At 44.3% G+C, this 16447-nt stretch carries 14 protein-coding genes; all 14 read left to right on the top strand.

Going from position 1 to position 16447, the window contains the following annotated elements; all coding sequences use genetic code 11:
• Nucleotides 1-15: 15 nt before the first annotated feature.
• A complete protein-coding gene (locus DESPCE1_RS0107440; protein WP_019850019.1) occupies nucleotides 16-1146 on the top strand; it encodes a (Fe-S)-binding protein in 1131 nt (376 codons plus the stop codon).
• 70 nt (nucleotides 1147-1216) lie between these two features.
• Nucleotides 1217-2176, top strand: coding sequence for a DUF169 domain-containing protein (locus DESPCE1_RS0107450; protein WP_019850021.1), 960 nt, complete (start codon nucleotides 1217-1219; stop codon nucleotides 2174-2176).
• 13 nt (nucleotides 2177-2189) lie between these two features.
• Entirely contained in the window at nucleotides 2190-2975 is a 786-nt protein-coding gene (locus DESPCE1_RS0107455; protein ID WP_019850022.1) for an MBL fold metallo-hydrolase, read from the top strand.
• Nucleotides 2976-3205: 230 nt separating this feature from the next.
• On the top strand, nucleotides 3206-5290 hold the full coding sequence (locus tag DESPCE1_RS0107460; protein WP_019850023.1) for a sigma-54-dependent Fis family transcriptional regulator: 2085 nt from the start codon (nucleotides 3206-3208) through the stop codon (nucleotides 5288-5290).
• Nucleotides 5291-5489: 199 nt separating this feature from the next.
• A complete protein-coding gene (locus DESPCE1_RS0107465; protein ID WP_019850024.1) occupies nucleotides 5490-6389 on the top strand; it encodes a nucleoside hydrolase in 900 nt (299 codons plus the stop codon).
• A 741-nt stretch (nucleotides 6390-7130) separates the two neighbouring features.
• Nucleotides 7131-9365, top strand: a complete 2235-nt coding sequence (locus DESPCE1_RS0107470; protein ID WP_019850025.1) for a molybdopterin-dependent oxidoreductase — start codon at nucleotides 7131-7133, stop codon at nucleotides 9363-9365.
• Nucleotides 9366-9393: 28 nt separating this feature from the next.
• Nucleotides 9394-9729: an oxidoreductase gene (locus tag DESPCE1_RS0107475; RefSeq protein ID WP_019850026.1), complete on the top strand. Its 336-nt coding sequence runs from the start codon at nucleotides 9394-9396 to the stop codon at nucleotides 9727-9729.
• A gap of 110 nt (nucleotides 9730-9839) precedes the next feature.
• On the top strand, nucleotides 9840-10064 hold the full coding sequence (locus DESPCE1_RS0107485; protein ID WP_019850028.1) for a hypothetical protein: 225 nt from the start codon (nucleotides 9840-9842) through the stop codon (nucleotides 10062-10064).
• 180 nt (nucleotides 10065-10244) lie between these two features.
• Complete coding sequence (locus DESPCE1_RS0107490; protein WP_019850029.1) at nucleotides 10245-11510, top strand: nitrate/nitrite transporter; 1266 nt, start codon at nucleotides 10245-10247, stop codon at nucleotides 11508-11510.
• 40 nt (nucleotides 11511-11550) lie between these two features.
• Nucleotides 11551-11715, top strand: a complete 165-nt coding sequence (locus tag DESPCE1_RS23225; RefSeq protein ID WP_019850030.1) for a hypothetical protein — start codon at nucleotides 11551-11553, stop codon at nucleotides 11713-11715.
• A 428-nt stretch (nucleotides 11716-12143) separates the two neighbouring features.
• Nucleotides 12144-13508 carry an MFS transporter gene (locus DESPCE1_RS0107500; RefSeq protein ID WP_019850031.1) on the top strand — a complete coding sequence of 455 codons (1365 nt, stop codon included), beginning with the start codon at nucleotides 12144-12146 and terminating at the stop codon, nucleotides 13506-13508.
• 543 nt (nucleotides 13509-14051) lie between these two features.
• Nucleotides 14052-14528: a GNAT family N-acetyltransferase gene (locus tag DESPCE1_RS0107505; protein WP_019850032.1), complete on the top strand. Its 477-nt coding sequence runs from the start codon at nucleotides 14052-14054 to the stop codon at nucleotides 14526-14528.
• On the top strand, nucleotides 14528-15373 hold the full coding sequence (locus DESPCE1_RS0107510; RefSeq protein ID WP_019850033.1) for a DUF2064 domain-containing protein: 846 nt from the start codon (nucleotides 14528-14530) through the stop codon (nucleotides 15371-15373). Before DESPCE1_RS0107505 ends, DESPCE1_RS0107510 begins: the two co-directional genes overlap by 1 nt.
• A 30-nt stretch (nucleotides 15374-15403) precedes the next feature.
• Nucleotides 15404-16435, top strand: a complete 1032-nt coding sequence (locus tag DESPCE1_RS0107515) for an NADH:flavin oxidoreductase (protein WP_019850034.1) — start codon at nucleotides 15404-15406, stop codon at nucleotides 16433-16435.
• Nucleotides 16436-16447: the final 12 nt, after the last annotated feature.

The following is a 16447-nucleotide window of genomic DNA, read 5'->3' on the forward strand; positions in this document are numbered from 1 at the left end:
GAAGAGGAGAAAAACATGAATTCTGAAGAAGCTTTGGTTGCCTGCCAAGAAATCATGGATAACTGCGTAGATTGTGGCCTGTGTAGATCAGAATGTCAACTCTTACAGAGAATTAATGAGAGCTTAGTGAGCCTTGCCATACGTCAGCCGACGGTAACGGAAGCGTATAATTGCTCTCTTTGCGGACTGTGTGAAAGTGTATGCCCATCGGACTTAAGCCCTAAGTATATGTTTGCAGCAATACGCGAGAAGTCTGTAGCAGAAGGGGAAATCGATATTGAGGACTTCAGGTATATGTTTCCGGATCGGCCTTTAAACGTTATGAAACTATACCGTGAAGTCAATGGCATTGGGTATGGCGAGCTGAATCCGGACCGCGAGGCTGATACAGCCTTTTTTGCGGGGTGCAGCATGCTTACTTACGCTCCACAATTGGTTCATGTCTTATTTAAAACTCTTCAACAACAAGATCAAGGGGTTTCCCTTTTAACCGATTGCTGTGGCTTACCCCTGTATCAGCTGGGTTTAAAGGAGAGAGAAGCTCGTTTCATACAAGGATTGAAGGATAAGCTCCGCAGACTTAAAGTAAAGAAACTTATCTTTGCCTGTCCTAATTGCTACTATCAACTGCAATCCATGGCGCTGGAAATGGGAATTGCCATCCAGACAATTTATGAGGCTCTGGAGGATTCAGAATTAGTGAATGTTCCACTTGAAGAACAACACAGGAAAGTTGTTACAGTCCATGATTCATGTCCGGACCGGGCAGCCGGTAAATTTGCCGGCCAGGCAAGAAAAGCCCTGGCCCTAAAAGGCTACTCGTTGGTTGAAATGGAGCATAACCGTGACAGAGCTTTGTGCTGTGGAAGCGGCGGGCAAGTATCCCATTTTGACCCTGAACTGGCCCAAAGTCTTGTGCAGGCACGGTTAAGGGAAGTTGAAGCATCTGAGGCGGAAATTCTCGCGGCCTATTGCTTAGGGTGTGTTCTCAATTTAAGTAAGAATCAGAACCAGATCCCGGTCCAGCATGTCTTAAACCTGCTCCTGGAGTTTGAGCAGGATTTTGTCGGTTTAAAAAGGAGAGCCCAATCTCTATTTGAAGGGCCTGAGGGAGAAAAATTATGGGAAAGAATTATGGCAGATTAACTGTTATATTTAAACTCAAGATGCAAGAACATAAAAACTACCTAAACTATGCACTAAAGGAGATTTCAAAATGAACTATAAGGAATTAAATAAGATTTTCAAAGAGACCCTTTCCCTGCGTTGGGATCCGGTTGCGGTGAGAATGATGAGACCTGGAGAAGAAAGGCCGGCCCAAGTGATCGAACCTAGCGTACCTTTACGTCATTGTCAATCCATCATTACCGCACGCAGGGGCAATTGTCTTTATATGCCACCCCGCAGCCATGCCTGTCCTGATGGAACCGGGGTTCTGGGTTTGGTGGAGATGTCTCCCAAACTGAGATCAGGAGACCTTTATCTTCTCTTTAAAAAGATGCCCAATATAGAAACCGCTCGTCAGATGATCAGCTCCCGTCCTGGATTTAAAGCAGGAAGCTATGAGGCTACCCTCTTGGCTCCCTTAGAGAAGGCAGCCTTCGACCCCGATGTCGTGGTGTTTACTCTGTGGCCCGAGCAGGCTATGTGGCTTTGCTGTGCTCAAACCTACGCTACCGGTGAACGTCAGGATTTTAAAACGTCAGGGTTTAATTCTGCTTGCGCCGATTTAATTGTGCAAACGATGACCTCGGGAGAAATGAATATCTCATTTGGCTGTTATGGTGCGCGGGCTTCCAGTGAGATTGATGATTTTGAACTGTATCTCTCTATTCCCACAGCCTTACTTGAGCCTATCGCTCAAGCTTTGCTGAAATTATCCCAAAAGAGTATTCCGGAGGAGAGAAAAAAAATCTACCTTCATCCCGTCATGGATAAAGTGGGTTCAAGAAGAGCTCAATCTCAGGGAGAAGGAGCAAGGGTTGAACTTTTTGTTGATACGGAACAATGTATGGGGGATGGACTCTGTGTGGATTTCTGCCCTTCGGGAGTTCTGGCAATGGTGGAGGTGGAAGGCCGGAAAGTCGCTCAGGCCCTGCATCCTGATGCCTGCAGTGCTTGTTATACCTGTGTAGGACAGTGCCCTCAACAGGCGATTCAGCTTTCCCATAGTTAGGGAGGGGTGGGGAATGGGAGTCAAGTTTACATTAATGGGAACCACTGCCGGCCTCGGTGTCCCTGCTTTTCATTGTGATTGTATCGCCTGTCGGGAAGCCTGGGCTGACCCTTTCTGGGCAAGAACCCGCAGTGGGGCGGTTCTGGACACGGGAAAGGAGAAAATTTTAATAGATGCCTCTCCTGATTTAAGAACTCAGTTGCTGAGGGAGCGGATTCAATCTGTAGATTATCTGTTCATTACCCATTGGCATTATGATCATTTCGGTGGCATCGGAGATCTGGAATACTATGTCAAACTGGACCGGAAAGAGCCTATTCATCTCTTTTTACCGCCGAAGGCTGTGGATGCTTTTTATCAGGCCTATCCCTTTTTAGAAGAGGTTTTTGTGATAGAACCCTGGGAATTCGGCAAAAGTTACTCTTTTAAAGAGGTAAAACTGACCGTTTGGCCGGCCAAGCACAGTATCGAGACCGGAGGCATTCTCTTGGAAGGAGAAAAAAGGGCAGCCTATTTTACGGATACGGCCGGACTGCCTGAAGTAACGGTCCGGCAAATTCAAGGTGTCGATACCCTGATCTGTGACGCCACGTTTAACGGCGCAAACTGGTTTCCCCATAGCCATATGAATTGGGAAGAAGCTATCGCCTTAGGGGAGAGTGTCCGGGCCAAGCATACGATATTAACCCATCTTGCCATGCATTATAGTACCCCGATAACAGCGGCTCAGCTCCAAGAGAAATTAAAGGATTATGCTCACGTGTCCCTGGCCCATGATGGTATGGCGCTGACGATCTGAGAGGTTAAGCATAAGGTTAGCTTAACCGAAGGAATTAGACCCGGCACAGTCTTCACGGAACGACAGGTGGTATCGTTCTCACCATACAAGTGATAAAAATAACTTTAACGAAAAATAAACCCTTGTAGAATTAACAAAGCTTAATACCAAAGAGGATTTACTTTGTACATTGTCGAACTATCGTTATAACCTAACCCCGTAACGCTATTATTTACTAGGAGTGATTGCGAATGGTAAATAACCGAGGTTCGGACTCCCTAAAAAATAAACAGCGCTCAACATTTATTACTCAGGAACGGATTGACAATATATTAAGGTGGAAAGAGAAATTCCTAAGCGAACCTCAAAACGTAGATCCTCGTGAATGTAACGATATAAGTAATGAGGTGGCGGAATCCTGGCTAAGGTCAAGGGACAGGGGAATCGACCCATATAGCTCAATGAGTAAACCGTATTCCAACTCGACAGAGCACGCTAAAAGAATTGAAAAAAACCGCCCATTAATAGAAATCACCAAACCTCTGATGGAGAAATTTAGAGATATGGCAGTGTTGCCAAGTGGGTTTATTTTATACTTATGCGATTATACAGGAGCATTTTTACTTCAAGCTGGGGATATGATGAGGGTCCCGACTGAAGGAGTCGCCTGGAATGAAGGCACCATCGGCACCTGTGCTCATACAATATGTATGGAGTTGAAACAACCGATACAACTATTAGGTCCGGAACACTACTGCGTGGGGCTGCACAATATTGTCGGTTCAGCAGCACCGATTATGGATGAATCAAGAAAAGTTATTGCTTCAATTATCTTGGGTCAACCGATTCAGTATCGATCAGAAGGAGAGTATTTTAATAATTTTCTCTCCCACACTCTGGGGCTAATTACTGCCTTAGCCAAAGCGATTGAGACACAGCTGAAACTTAATCAAACCAATGAATTGCTAATAGAGAGCAATAGTAATCTTATTAAGGTGATCCACGAGTTAAACACTGCGATGGATACGTTAGAGACGACACTGGAAGTCATGGACGAAGGGATTATCACCCTTGATCCCACAGGAACGATCATTAATATGAATCGGGAAGCAACCCGAATTTTTAAAATGAGGTCCGAGGAAAAATCTCATAAAAACATCAATGAAGTTTTGCATACACAATCTCAGGTCACAGCACTCGTCACTGCCGGGAAAAGCGTGGACATTGAAGAAAGTATCGTCATAGGCAATGATGAGCAACCCTATATGATTAATATTCGACCGGTGCTGAACAAAAACACCCATCAGATTGAAGCCGCTGTGTTAAGACTAAATCATGTGGATAAAGTCAATGCGCAAGCAACGAATCGTACGGGTTCTATTGCGACGTATAGCTTTGAAAGCATCATCGGCGAATCTGAAGAAATAAAGAAAGTCATCTCGCTTGCCAAACGTTTTTCAACCTCATCGGAAAATGTCCTGCTGATGGGTGAAAGTGGGACAGGCAAGGAGCTTTTTGCTCAAGCGATCCATAATCATTCCTGCCCACAGGGACCTTTTATGGCGGTCAACTGTGCGGCCATGCCCAGAGAATTGATTGAGAGCGAGCTTTTTGGATATGAAGGCGGAAGTTTTACTGGCGCTGAACGTACTGGAAGACCAGGCAAAATTGAGTTAGCCCATGGCGGAACACTTTTTCTCGATGAAATTGGCGACATGCCCCTTGAGCTTCAGGCCGTTTTGCTTAGAACTTTAGAAGATAAGCAAATCATGCGTATCGGTGGCCGGCGCTACAAAAAAGTAGACTTCAGACTGATTGCAGCCACGAATAAGAATTTATTCAAAATGGTTAAAGAAAGACAATATCGGGAAGATTTATATTTCCGGCTTTCTGTATTAACCATAAATATTCCTTCCTTAAGGAATAGAAAAAATGATATTGATGTGCTAAGTCAATATTTCATCAAAAATTACTGTCAAAAACAGGGGTGGAAGACTCCTAAGGTCACTAAAGCGGCGATCAGGAAGATTCAAGAATACGAATGGCCGGGAAATGTAAGGCAGCTTCAAAATGCGCTGATTTATGCCGTCAACTCGGCCCAAAATGATGTTATCGATATCGATAGCCTCCCCCAATATATCCTGCTGGACTCCAGTCCATTTCAGGATGAACCTAATTTCACAACCGATTCCTTATCTCTGGAATATTTGGAGAAAAATGCTATAAAAACCGCTTTGCTTCATGCTAAAAATTCCATACCGGATGCCGCGAAATTATTGGGGATTAGTCGCTCAACCTTATATAGAAAATTAAAAGATTATGGTTTTGAATACTGAAGACGTAAGAACCCTTTGCTGAATGCAGAGGGTTTTTCATATTGAAAATTATTTCTAAAAATACTACATATTTTGGGACGAAAATTTATGAGGATTAGCCTGCAAGCCTGATAGGGAGCAGTTTTATTAATTTGGCATGGATTTTGCATATAAAATATGCTAGAGGCGCTAGAAGCAATAACTTGCGGAGGAATATGAAATGAAGATAATCTATGATTGTGATAACACCATGGGTGTTCCTGAGTGCGATATAGTTGATGGACTGTCTTTACTCTATTTATTGGGTAAAGAGGATCTTAACATCTGCGGAATTACAACGACCTATGGCAACAGCAAAGTCGATACCGTTTATCGCAATACGGTGACTATGCTTAGTGAGATCGGCCGAAGTAATATTCCTGTGTTAAAAGGGTGTGCTAATCGTTATGGTCTTGAAAGTGAGGCAACCGACTATTTGGTAAAAATGGTTAACGATTACCCTGGTGAAATCTCCATTTTAGCAACAGGAGCCCTGACCAACCTCTATGCAGCCTATATTAAGGATCAGGATTTTTTTAGAAAAATAGACCGGTTGGTGGTCATGGGCGGGTTAACTCATGACTTGATACTGGACGGGAAAGCAGTTGATGAGTGGAACTTTTCAGTTGACCCGGCAGCCACCCATTGGGTTTTAAAGGAAGGAAAAGATCTTTTTGTCATCACACGGGATATGGGCCTTAATGTTTCTGTATCTACTGCGGATTTTATCCATAGACTCACCAGGAATCGGAGTTCAATCGGTCGCTATATAGTAGAACGCTCCATTTCATGGCTTGAATACACGATGCTGCATCTAAAAAGCAATGGTTTTTATCTAGGGGATCTTGTAGCTACGGCCTATCTTATGAATCCGCAGTTTTTCGAAGATCAGCAGCAAATCATTTCCTTAAATACCAAAACTATCAGCAAAGGCTTATTATGTCCAACGGATAACAGACTGGAAGGGCAAACGATCAATTTGCCAACACTTCGCGATAGTGATGATTTTGTGGAGGATATCTATACTACTTGGCTGAAGGTAGAGTGCAGTTTTGTAAAGGAAATAGGAGGAGGTTGGTAAAATGTGCTGGTCGTGTAATCCATTCTGTGGGAATTGTAAACCGCCCAAACCTCGCCCTAAAATGTGTCCAAAATGCAAAACGCTGAACTTTGATGATCCCGATGAAGCTCTAAAATGCAAGAAATGCGGAGAAGAGTTACCCAAGCGTCCGCCTCGTCCTGTCGTGCATTGTCTTTTTGCCGGTATAAGCTGTTCTAACCCATGCAACAAATATAAGACGGCGCCTAAGGATGGGATAGTAAGGCCTTGCAAGTATAATCCCCAATAAAAACTTCAATCTCCATAAGGAAATAGGTTTGACCCCCTGCTCACACTAACATGAGCCAGGGGGTTTGTTGTTATTGCTTAAAGAATGTTTTGTCTTTATTGGCGATTTCGAATGTAACTGATCTGAAAGTGATTCGAAAATGACACAATAATCACAAAAGAGGACGCTTACGGAAAAGGCGGTGCTGAGCCGTTTGTGAAGTCACATACAATTCCGGTCATCTCAAATTAAGATCAAACATAATCCAGTAAAAAATACTCATAAGGGCAAACCCAGGCATAATGCGGCTTGTAGATCAATGTATTAAGTTGGCACGCTTATTGCAATATACAGTGGCGTACAAGTTAATACATTAATACCGGGTTAAAGCCCTTCGATTGGTCGGCAGGGGTGATCCGGATGTAAAGGGGGTGTCATTCAATTCATCTAAATCATTGAGTATACCTGAAATTACGAAAGGGTGAACGAACGAAATGGAAAAAGAATGGAAAAAATCGCTGGATGACGGTTCGTATACCGTGAGAACATGTGGATGGTCACCGCCGGGAGATCACCCCGTAGGCTGCGGAATGATTCTGACTGTCAAAGAAGGCAGACTCGTCAAGGTAGAAGGAGACCCTGAGCATCCCATCACCAATGGAAGATTGTGCGTTAGATGTCTGACTCTCCCGGAATATACCCATCACCCCCAACGTGTTATCTATCCTATGAAACGCCTTGGAGCCAAAGGGGAAAACAAATGGCAACGGATCTCATGGGATGAAGCATGGGATACCATCGTCGATAAAATCAATTATTTCAAAGAGAACCATGGTGCTGAATCCATCGTTGTCTTTGGTGGAACGGGCCGTGAAGCCTGCCTGTACTATTACCCCCTTGGCTTTGCTTCAATTGGTACACCTAACGTTTGCTACCCGCAAAGCGGTTGGTCCTGCTACGGCCCACGTTGTGCTATCACCGACTATATTCTGGGTGCAGGATATCCTGAAATCGACTTTGCGGGTCACTTTGAAGACCGCTATAACCATCCGGGCTGGAAGGCACCGGAATATCTCATGCTATGGGGTAAGGAACCCTTAAAGTCCAATCCCGACGGTTTCTTCGGCCACTCCGTTATTGATATGATGAAGCTGGGAACCAAGATCATCATGGTCGACCCAAGAATCAGCTGGCTCGCTACCAGAGCCGAGCATGTCCTCCAACTCAGACCCGGTTCAGATACGGCTCTTGCTTTAGGACTACTCCATGTGATCATCAAAGAAGATCTTTATGATCATGATTTCGTAGAGAACTGGTGCTATGGCTGGGATGAATTTGTAGAAAGAGTCATGGAATACCCGCCTGAGAAAGTTTCCGAAATCACCTGGGTTCCTGCTGAAAAGATATACGAAGTTGCCCGTGTCTTCGCCAAAGCTAAACCGGCAAGCCTGGGCTGGGGATTAGCTGTCGACCAAAATCCCAACGGGGTTCAACTGGGTCATGCCTTACTCGCTATGATTGCGATCACTGGTAACCTTGATATACCTGGCGGGGTTACCATTGGACCACCCGCATCCCTTATGGGCAAATGGCGTATGGAATCCCGTGCCAATCTCCCTGAAGAACTTTGGAATAAGAGAATTGGAGCCGAGCAATGGCCTGCAGTAAGCACCGCTTTGGCGACAACCCACCCCGATGAAACCTTGAATACTTTGGAAACAGGTAAACCTTACAAATTGAGAATGGGTTGGTTCAACAGCAGCAACTTCATCACCCCCACCAACTCAGCTCAACCGGATCGTTGGTATCGCGCCCTTCAGTCCTTGGAGTTCAGTGTTGTACAGGATACCTTCATGACGCCTACGGCCATGGCTTTTGCCGACATTTTCTTACCGCTGCCCACCTTCGCTGAGCATGATGGCGTTGTACTGACTCACTATGGACGCAATGCCGTATTTGCAGGGGCTATGAACAAAGCCTTAACAGTGGGGGAAACAAAGTCTGACCTCGAAGTCTGCATCGAACTGGGTAAGAGACTTAATCCCAAAGCTTGGCCCTGGGACAATGTTTCCGATTTCTTCACTGAGCAGCTTAAGCCTGATACAGGGTTCGGCTTTGAAGAATTACGTGAAAAAGGTCTCTATCAGCCTGGCTATACCTATAAAAAACATGAAAAAGGTCTCTTAAGATTCGATGGCGAGCCAGGATTTAATACGGTTACCGGTATGGTTGAACTATGCTCCACCCTCTTTGAATCCTGGGGTGATGATGCTCTGCCCTATCATGAAGAGCCGCCTTACAGCCCTTACAGCACACCGGAGCTTGCTAAAGAATACCCCTTAACCTTAACCACCGGAGCCAGAAAGTATACCTCTTTCCATTCAGAACACAGACAGCTTAAAACCTTACGGGAAATTGATCCTAACCCGGAAATGGAAATCCATCCGGAAACCGCAGCCAGCTTAGGCATCATTGAAGGTGACTGGGTCGTCATCGAGAACATGTTTGGTAAGGCCAGGATGGTCGCTCACCTTACTGAGGCGATTCATCCGAAAGTTGTCCATGCTACTCACGGCTGGTGGTTCCCGGAGAAAGAAGCCGCAGAGCCTTCCCTCTTTGGAGTTTGGGAATCCAATATCAATACATTGATGCCCCATCAACATAATGGAAAACTCGGTTTCGGCGATACCTTTAAGAGCATTCTCTGTAAGGTTTATAGAGAAGCTTAAGATGAACTGAAGAAAGGAGGAACTTAAAATGGCCAAATATGGATTGATGATCGATTATGAATATTGTACAGGCTGTCACTCCTGTGAAGTTGCTTGTAAAAACGAAAAGAATCTTCCTATCGGAAAATGGGGGATCAAACTTACCGAGGTAGGCCCCTGGAAAGTTGATTCTGAAAAATGGGAATGGAACTATGTTCCTGTTCCGACCAACTTCTGTGATGTGTGTGAGGATCGTATTAAGGATGGAAAAAAACCTTCCTGTGTCCTGCATTGCTTAGGTCAAGCTATGGAATATGGCCCAATAGAAGAACTGGCGAAAAAGATGGCCGAAAAAGGCAAAAAAGTAGTCATGTTTCTTCCTTAAGGTTGCTCGGCATAGGAGATTGCCATGACGGTTATTGCAGTAACCCTCATGGCTCCTGCCCCCTGCCCGGAAAATAAGCTCGAATGTTTAGTTGAACGGAGGTTAAGGTCATGACTAAACAAGAATTTTTGGTTCTCGATGGCAAAGCACAACTCAAGTATCTCAATGAAGAAGCTGCCAAAGGTCTAAGTTTCAATGAAATCTCCGCAGAACTTAAGATGACTAAAAAGGATTTCGAAAAATTTGGGCTATATTATGTCAAAGATAAATTTATGCTAAAGCCTATGAGGGGCTATCAAACAACCGTACGTAGTGGCAATGAAGAAAATATTTAATTTCATTAGTGAATAGGGTTTTAAGTTAATTTAATCCACTGGCACTATTGCCTTGAGTGTACTTGAAGTTATCCATATAACTACATTATAACAGATTGGATTAATTGACTTCAATGTATAATCTTGCAATAGTGCTGTATCTATTTTTGCCAATGAATAGAAGTAATGGAGGAATGTAGATTGACTCAGTCAAAAAGTTCATTACACTATGGCTGGATTGTTGTTTTTGGGGGGTTTTTAACCCAGATTATTCTCATGTGCGGCGTCCAATTTGTTCCTATTCTTATGGCACCTATTAAACAGTCCTTAGAATTATCCAATACATCTGCAGGCACTATCGTATCCGTCTTTGGTCTTTGCTATGCCGGATGCTCCTTTATTTGGGGATATCTAGCTGACCGAGTAGGGGCAAGGACAGCAGTGTCTCTGGCAGGTCTGGTCTTAGGTATTGCCGTCATACTTTTTGGACTTCTTGCCGATAACTTCCTCAAAGCAGTGCTGATCATCGCTCTTGTCGGTTTCGGGGCAGCCGGTGTATACAGTGCTACGATTCCCAAATTGATTGGAGCCTGGTTTCATCCCAGCAAACGCGGCAGAGCAATGAGCACCATTACTGCAGGCGGTGTACTGACAGGAGCAACTTTCGGAATTGTGCTGCCACAATTGTCTAAGGCGTATGGCTGGCAAACAACCGCTGTCATTTTAGGAGTGCTGGCCATTATTTGTACTGTTGTAATTTATTTAGTCGTCAGAAATAAGCCGTCCGAAAAAGGTTTGATTCCTGTGGGAACCCCCGCTGATCAGGTTGTGAAGGCTGCTCCGGCGATAAAAGAGGTCAGCTTCAAGGATGTTCTTAAGATGAAAGTTACCTGGCATGTATCCAGTATGTTCATTTTCTGGCAGGTTGCTTATATGACAGCGACAGCTTTCGTTGCGGTATCGTTTGTCAATGCCGGTTTTACCGCTGTACAAGGTGGTTTAGCCGTAACGATTTATAACTTATGTCAGCTGATAGGGCAACAAATATGGGGGCCCCTGTCCGATCGGTTAGAACGAAAAACTGTGATCAGTATTGCGGGCATATGGTGGACCGTAGCAACGTTTGGTTACATGTTTGTTTATGGTAGCACATTAAACATGATGTATGTCCTCATCGGTGTTATGGGAGTCGGCATGGGTATGGTTCCGGTAATTCTTGCGAGTTTCTCAGATTATTTCCCCACAGAAGTCGGTGGATCCGGTGCAGGGGTTGTTTCGACCATGGGGCTGGTTGGTCGTTTCTTTGGACCGATGATTGCAGGTTATGCGGCTGATGCTACGGGTAGCATCACGGGTGCATTTGGCGTGGGAGCTGTAGCTATGCTGCTTGCAGTCTTTGTCGCATTTTCACTGCCCTCATTAAAGAAACAGGCAGTGATATCCGTCAGTGGGGAAAGTGCCAAATGATGTTCTAAATAGCCAAACAAAATTTAGGAGGTAGTTTTAAATGTGTTTTAGACCAGCATCAGCATCAAGACCTATTGAATGTCCTAATTGTGGAATGAAGATTCCGGTGGTAGGTGGAGTAAAGCAAAAGAAATGCCCTAAATGCAAAACGGATTTAACTCAAGTGGAAGCAAAACCTGAGGATGAAGCAGGTACCGAGAAGTAAGAGAATAGAAGCCTATGGCAAAGTAAACTGGTTGCAATCCTTGATTCACAAAGGTAGTATAGAGTACGGTGGTAGCCGCTCTATACTGCCTTCTGAGGCTTGACTTTAGTGAAAGTGGGTTTAGTACTCTATACACCTAATTCCTCACCTTTCCGTCGGTTAAATTTTCGTAGGACTGCGTTGTCGTCAATCGCAATACGACCGGTATTCCTCATTCCTCCGTCTTGTCCTATGGAAATTTTCCTCGCCAGGCAATGCGAGTTTTAAGTGTTACAGAGTACTGAGTTGATGCTAATCTATGAAACACATCGGAAATACATCTAATCGCTCATGAATGTGAAATATTTATCATTTGTTAAGTGCCTGTAGGATAGAGCATAGGCAGGTACGGGAACTAAGGCGCGATGTGAAGGGAGACTTTACTGAAAATGAAAAATTTCAGCATTTCCGAAGTCATGGATTCCTTTGGGGTCAATAAGTTCACATGGTCTATTTTCTTTTTCTTGGGATTAGCTATGGTCTTTGATGGTTATGACTATATGATCGTGTCCTACACCATGCCACAGATTTCTGTGGAATGGGGATTAAGCGCTGTCGAAAAAGGCAGCTTATCCTCATGGAGTCTTTTTGGCTTAATTATTGGTGGTGCAATATCCGGTATTGTCTCAGATAAGATAGGGCGGAAAAGGACATTAGTCTATTCTATAGCTATTTATTCCTTGCTGAACATTCCGATTTTCTTTGCACCAAGCTTTGGCTTCTATGCTTTATTCCGAGTGCTTGCCGGCCTTGGATTGGGAGCCTGCATTCCAGTCGTAACAACGATCTTCTCTGAATCCACCCCTACTAATCGTCGTGCCCTTTTCATTACCTTTGGGATGGCATGGATGATTGTAGGTTGGGTTTTAGCGGGCCTGGTCGCTACCTATCTGGTTCCCCGAGTAGGCTGGAGATGGTGCTATCTGGTAGGCGGTTTTCCATTCATCTACTCTATCTTCTTACACTTCAAAATGAAGGAGTCCGTCTATTGGTTAGCCAACAAAGGGAGAAAAGAAGATGCCGTCAAGAGACTTCAAGAAATTGAAAAGGTCGCAACGGGTAAAGTTACGAATTGGGACCCCAACGCCCTGGTGGTACCCCCTAAATCTAAAGTTGTCGGACCGAAGGCCCTTTTCTCCAAAACCTATCGCATGACAACTGCAGGTGTTTGGATTACCTATTTCTGTGGTTGTTTTACGGTCTATGGTATTAACGCCTGGCTGCCCTCTTTAATGTTAGAAAAAGGTTTGCAGCTATCTTCTGCCTATGGACTATCGATCGCTCAAAATGCTGCTGCGGTCATTGCTAACTGTTCAACAGGTTTTGTGGCCGAAGTCATTGGCCGAAGAAAAAATCTTATCGGCAGTTATGGATTAGGAATTGTGGCTATTTTGATCATGGCTTTCGTTGGCAGTAGTTTTTGGGCTATCTTAGCGGCTAATATTTTCCTTGGTTTTGCTATTAACTACTCGATTACTGCAGTTCAACCTCTGATGGCGGAGGGATATCCAACAGATATCCGCAACACCGGGATATCTTGGTGTCAAGCCTTTGGCCGACTCGGAGGAGCCCTTGCGCCCATTGTCGCCGGTATGATTATTGGTTTAAATCTGGGTTACTCAAGTGCCTTTCTTTTCTATATCGTGCCCTTGATCTTCGGTTTACTGGCGGCATTCCTATTGATTAGAAATGAGACCAAAGGAAAGAGCCTTGATCAGATTCAAGAAGAAAATGTGTTAAAGGCCGGTAGTTGAACTGGGCTTTTTAAGAAAACTGCTTCCGGCCGGAAGCAGTTTTGACTTCCGCTATCCGGCTTCCGTTTACCGTAAGATGAAAGATAATAATATCACTCCCTGAACAAAAATTAAGGGCTTATTCCGAGAAAGGATTAAGTCCTTAATTTTTATCTCACTGTCAGAAAGTATAAGCTTGCGCTATATACTTTCCAAGCATAAGGACAACCAGCGACTTCGCCTCATTTGCAAGCATGGGTTTAAGGCTCGGCGAAGCGGGGTTTTCTTTAATGTGAATATTGGTATATAAGGATTGAAATATCTCATAATTAAGAGGCTTCGCAGAATTGCTGGTGTCTCAAAATGAAAATCTATCCCCAAAACGAAACTTGTGCAATTTGGAACAAATATATCGAAATGAGTGTTTTTAACTCTTTGAGCCTATCTCTTAGATTGGCATGGATCTTGCAATAAAGAGATAAAGAGGTCTAGATTAAAAAATACAGTTAAAATTATAGTTTTCGTGCAGATAGGTACTAAGAGAGGAGGCTTGAATCGCAAAACATGGCTTTAACGGTTACCTTTGGTGAAAACCAAGACGAGAACAAAGTATTTGAGATCTTAACTGAGTATGAAATGGGTGTACCTGGAGAGATCGACGAAGTAATGGTCGTAAAAGGAGAACAGGGGATTTTGGGGGGAGCCAAGATTTCCGAGTTTGCGGAGGGGCGGTTTTTCTTAGAGGTTATTGGTGTAAGGTCGGATGTTCGCTCACAAGGAGTAGGGGGATTTCTTCTCAGCCACATCCTTAAGAATCCTTGGGAGTGTTCTAAATATCCTCTATCTGAGCAAAAAAACCTAAAAGAGTACACTGTTTCTACCTTAGCTCGCGGCTATGCCTTAGGTTTTTATCAAAAGATGGGATTTGAACCTTGTAACTTAGAGGATATCCCCGAATGGTGCAGAGATCAGTGTGAAGAATGTCCCCATTGCGAAGTCTGCAAACCAGTGCCTATGTATTACATTGGAGGGAAAGAGTAATGAAAAAAGCAATACTTGTCTTTACAAAAGTACCCAGAGTTGGAGATTGTAAAACTCGCCTAACCGAAGCACGGGGAGGAATCTTAACTTACGAAGAAGCGACCAAATTCTATGAGGCCTGTGTGCTGGATGTGATCGATGTCTGTTTGTCTGTTGAAAATGCTGACTTCTGGATTTGCTATAACAAGGAAGGAGATCGGGCTTATTTAGATAACCTTTTGACCCAAGTTACCCATCCGGAAAGAATCGCGGGAGTGTTTTCAGACCAAGGCGGAACCTTCGATGAGTGTATGCAATATGCTTCAGATTACATTCTTAAGTCCGGAGGCGAGGAGCGTTTGGCAGATGCCATCTTGATCAGTGGCGGAGATTTACCCACACTTCAACCCCATATACTGGTTGATGCACTGAACAAACTAGAGGTTTTAAGTAAGAGCGAAGCTGGCCAGAAGGTTGCCTTGAGTAAAGTCCAAGCCGATGATGGAGCTTGGATTGGGGCTGCTTTAGTTGAAGGTTCTTGTCAAGAAGGCGGCTTTTCCTTAGTTGGTCAGACTTGTACTACTAAATTCGACTACTACTCTGTTTTTTACAACGTCAATGGAATTACGGCCTTGGATAGGTTGGCCACCAAAGCAATCGAAGAAGATCTCCCATTGGCCTATGTTGAACAAGTTCCCGATATCGACATTCCGGTAGACCTGGCCAGCCAAGTGCCCATGCTCAGTGTCATAGAGCATGCAGCCAAATTTGACGATTCGCTGATGGTGCCTCGCAGAACAATAACTATCTTGAACGAGATGGGCATCGTATCTGTCGCTTTACCACCAGAAAAGACGCAAGCCTAAAGTAAATATGACCGAAAGATCAGGGGGGTGATGGTCATTTTACCGTTATTTACGCCTTATCAATTAAAAAATATAACAATTAAAAATCGCATAGTGATGCCTCCTATGGCCCTGGATATAGCCACAGAACAGGGAGCAATAACCCATAAAATTATTGAACATTATCGAATGTACGCTCGCGGCTTAGGGATGATGATTGTTGAACATTCCTATATTAATCCCGAGGGAAAAGCCCATCCTCGTCAGTTAGGGATCTATGATGACTCCTTGATTTCAGGACTTGAGCATCTTGCTGCTGAAATCCATGCCCAAGGGGTGACCGTTGGTATACAGATCAGTCATGCCGGTGCGCGAGCCCTAGATTTCCCAACGGGTCCTTCTAGTATTCAGTCCCAATATCTTACGCGTTTTGGCGATAAGGATAAAAAAAGTTATCGGGTACTGCCTAAAAAACTAGACAATAACAGTATCAATGATATCGTCATGGATTTTGCTAGAGCTGCCCGTAGGGCTCAAAAAGCTGGATTTGACTTTGTCGAGATTCACGGTGCACATGGCTACTTGCTGAACCAGTTTTATTCTCCCTTGACCAATATTCGTCATGATGAATATGGTGGAACTTTGGAGAGACGGTTAGTTTTTCCTATCGAAGTAGTTAAAAAGGTGAGGCGGGCAGTGGGTAAGACTATGCCAATCTTCTATCGCCTAGGTGCCGATGATCGTCTACCCGGTGGTATTACCTTAGAGGATAGTATCATCGCCGCCCAAGCACTGGAAGCAGCGGGAGTAGATTGCCTTGATCTTTCGGGAGGGATCTCCGGTTATCTAAAAAGCGGGTCCGAAGGATTCTTTGCCTATATGGGTGAAGCGATTAAACCTCATGTCAAAATTCCAGTGATAGTCACAGGTGGAATCAAGACAGGGAATAAGGCTAATGAAATCATTGCCGGTGGTGCCGCAGACTTCGTAGGTGTGGGGCGTGCCCTGTTGAAAGAAAACGAATGGGCCTACAAAGAGTGGATTAAGATGGGCTCCGGTGAGCATCCCTCCAAAGCTATCTAGAAATGTAAAAAG

The sequence above is a fragment of the Desulfitobacterium sp. PCE1 genome (assembly GCF_000384015.1).
Classification (GTDB): Bacteria; Bacillota; Desulfitobacteriia; order Desulfitobacteriales; family Desulfitobacteriaceae; genus Desulfitobacterium; species Desulfitobacterium dehalogenans.

What these genes read in the sequence shown, in the direction of transcription:
- DESPCE1_RS0107440 (WP_019850019.1), top strand. Translation starts at nt 16, where the DNA reads ATGAATTCTGAAGAAGCTTTGGTTGCCTGCCAAGAAATCATGGATAAC.
- DESPCE1_RS0107450 (WP_019850021.1), top strand. Translation starts at nt 1,217, where the DNA reads ATGAACTATAAGGAATTAAATAAGATTTTCAAAGAGACCCTTTCCCTG.
- DESPCE1_RS0107455 (WP_019850022.1), top strand. Translation starts at nt 2,190, where the DNA reads ATGGGAGTCAAGTTTACATTAATGGGAACCACTGCCGGCCTCGGTGTC.
- DESPCE1_RS0107460 (WP_019850023.1), top strand. Translation starts at nt 3,206, where the DNA reads ATGGTAAATAACCGAGGTTCGGACTCCCTAAAAAATAAACAGCGCTCA.
- DESPCE1_RS0107465 (WP_019850024.1), top strand. Translation starts at nt 5,490, where the DNA reads ATGAAGATAATCTATGATTGTGATAACACCATGGGTGTTCCTGAGTGC.
- DESPCE1_RS0107470 (WP_019850025.1), top strand. Translation starts at nt 7,131, where the DNA reads ATGGAAAAAGAATGGAAAAAATCGCTGGATGACGGTTCGTATACCGTG.
- DESPCE1_RS0107475 (WP_019850026.1), top strand. Translation starts at nt 9,394, where the DNA reads ATGGCCAAATATGGATTGATGATCGATTATGAATATTGTACAGGCTGT.
- DESPCE1_RS0107485 (WP_019850028.1), top strand. Translation starts at nt 9,840, where the DNA reads ATGACTAAACAAGAATTTTTGGTTCTCGATGGCAAAGCACAACTCAAG.
- DESPCE1_RS23225 (WP_019850030.1), top strand. Translation starts at nt 11,551, where the DNA reads ATGTGTTTTAGACCAGCATCAGCATCAAGACCTATTGAATGTCCTAAT.
- DESPCE1_RS0107500 (WP_019850031.1), top strand. Translation starts at nt 12,144, where the DNA reads ATGAAAAATTTCAGCATTTCCGAAGTCATGGATTCCTTTGGGGTCAAT.
- DESPCE1_RS0107505 (WP_019850032.1), top strand. Translation starts at nt 14,052, where the DNA reads ATGGCTTTAACGGTTACCTTTGGTGAAAACCAAGACGAGAACAAAGTA.
- DESPCE1_RS0107510 (WP_019850033.1), top strand. Translation starts at nt 14,528, where the DNA reads ATGAAAAAAGCAATACTTGTCTTTACAAAAGTACCCAGAGTTGGAGAT.
- DESPCE1_RS0107515 (WP_019850034.1), top strand. Translation starts at nt 15,404, where the DNA reads ATGGTCATTTTACCGTTATTTACGCCTTATCAATTAAAAAATATAACA.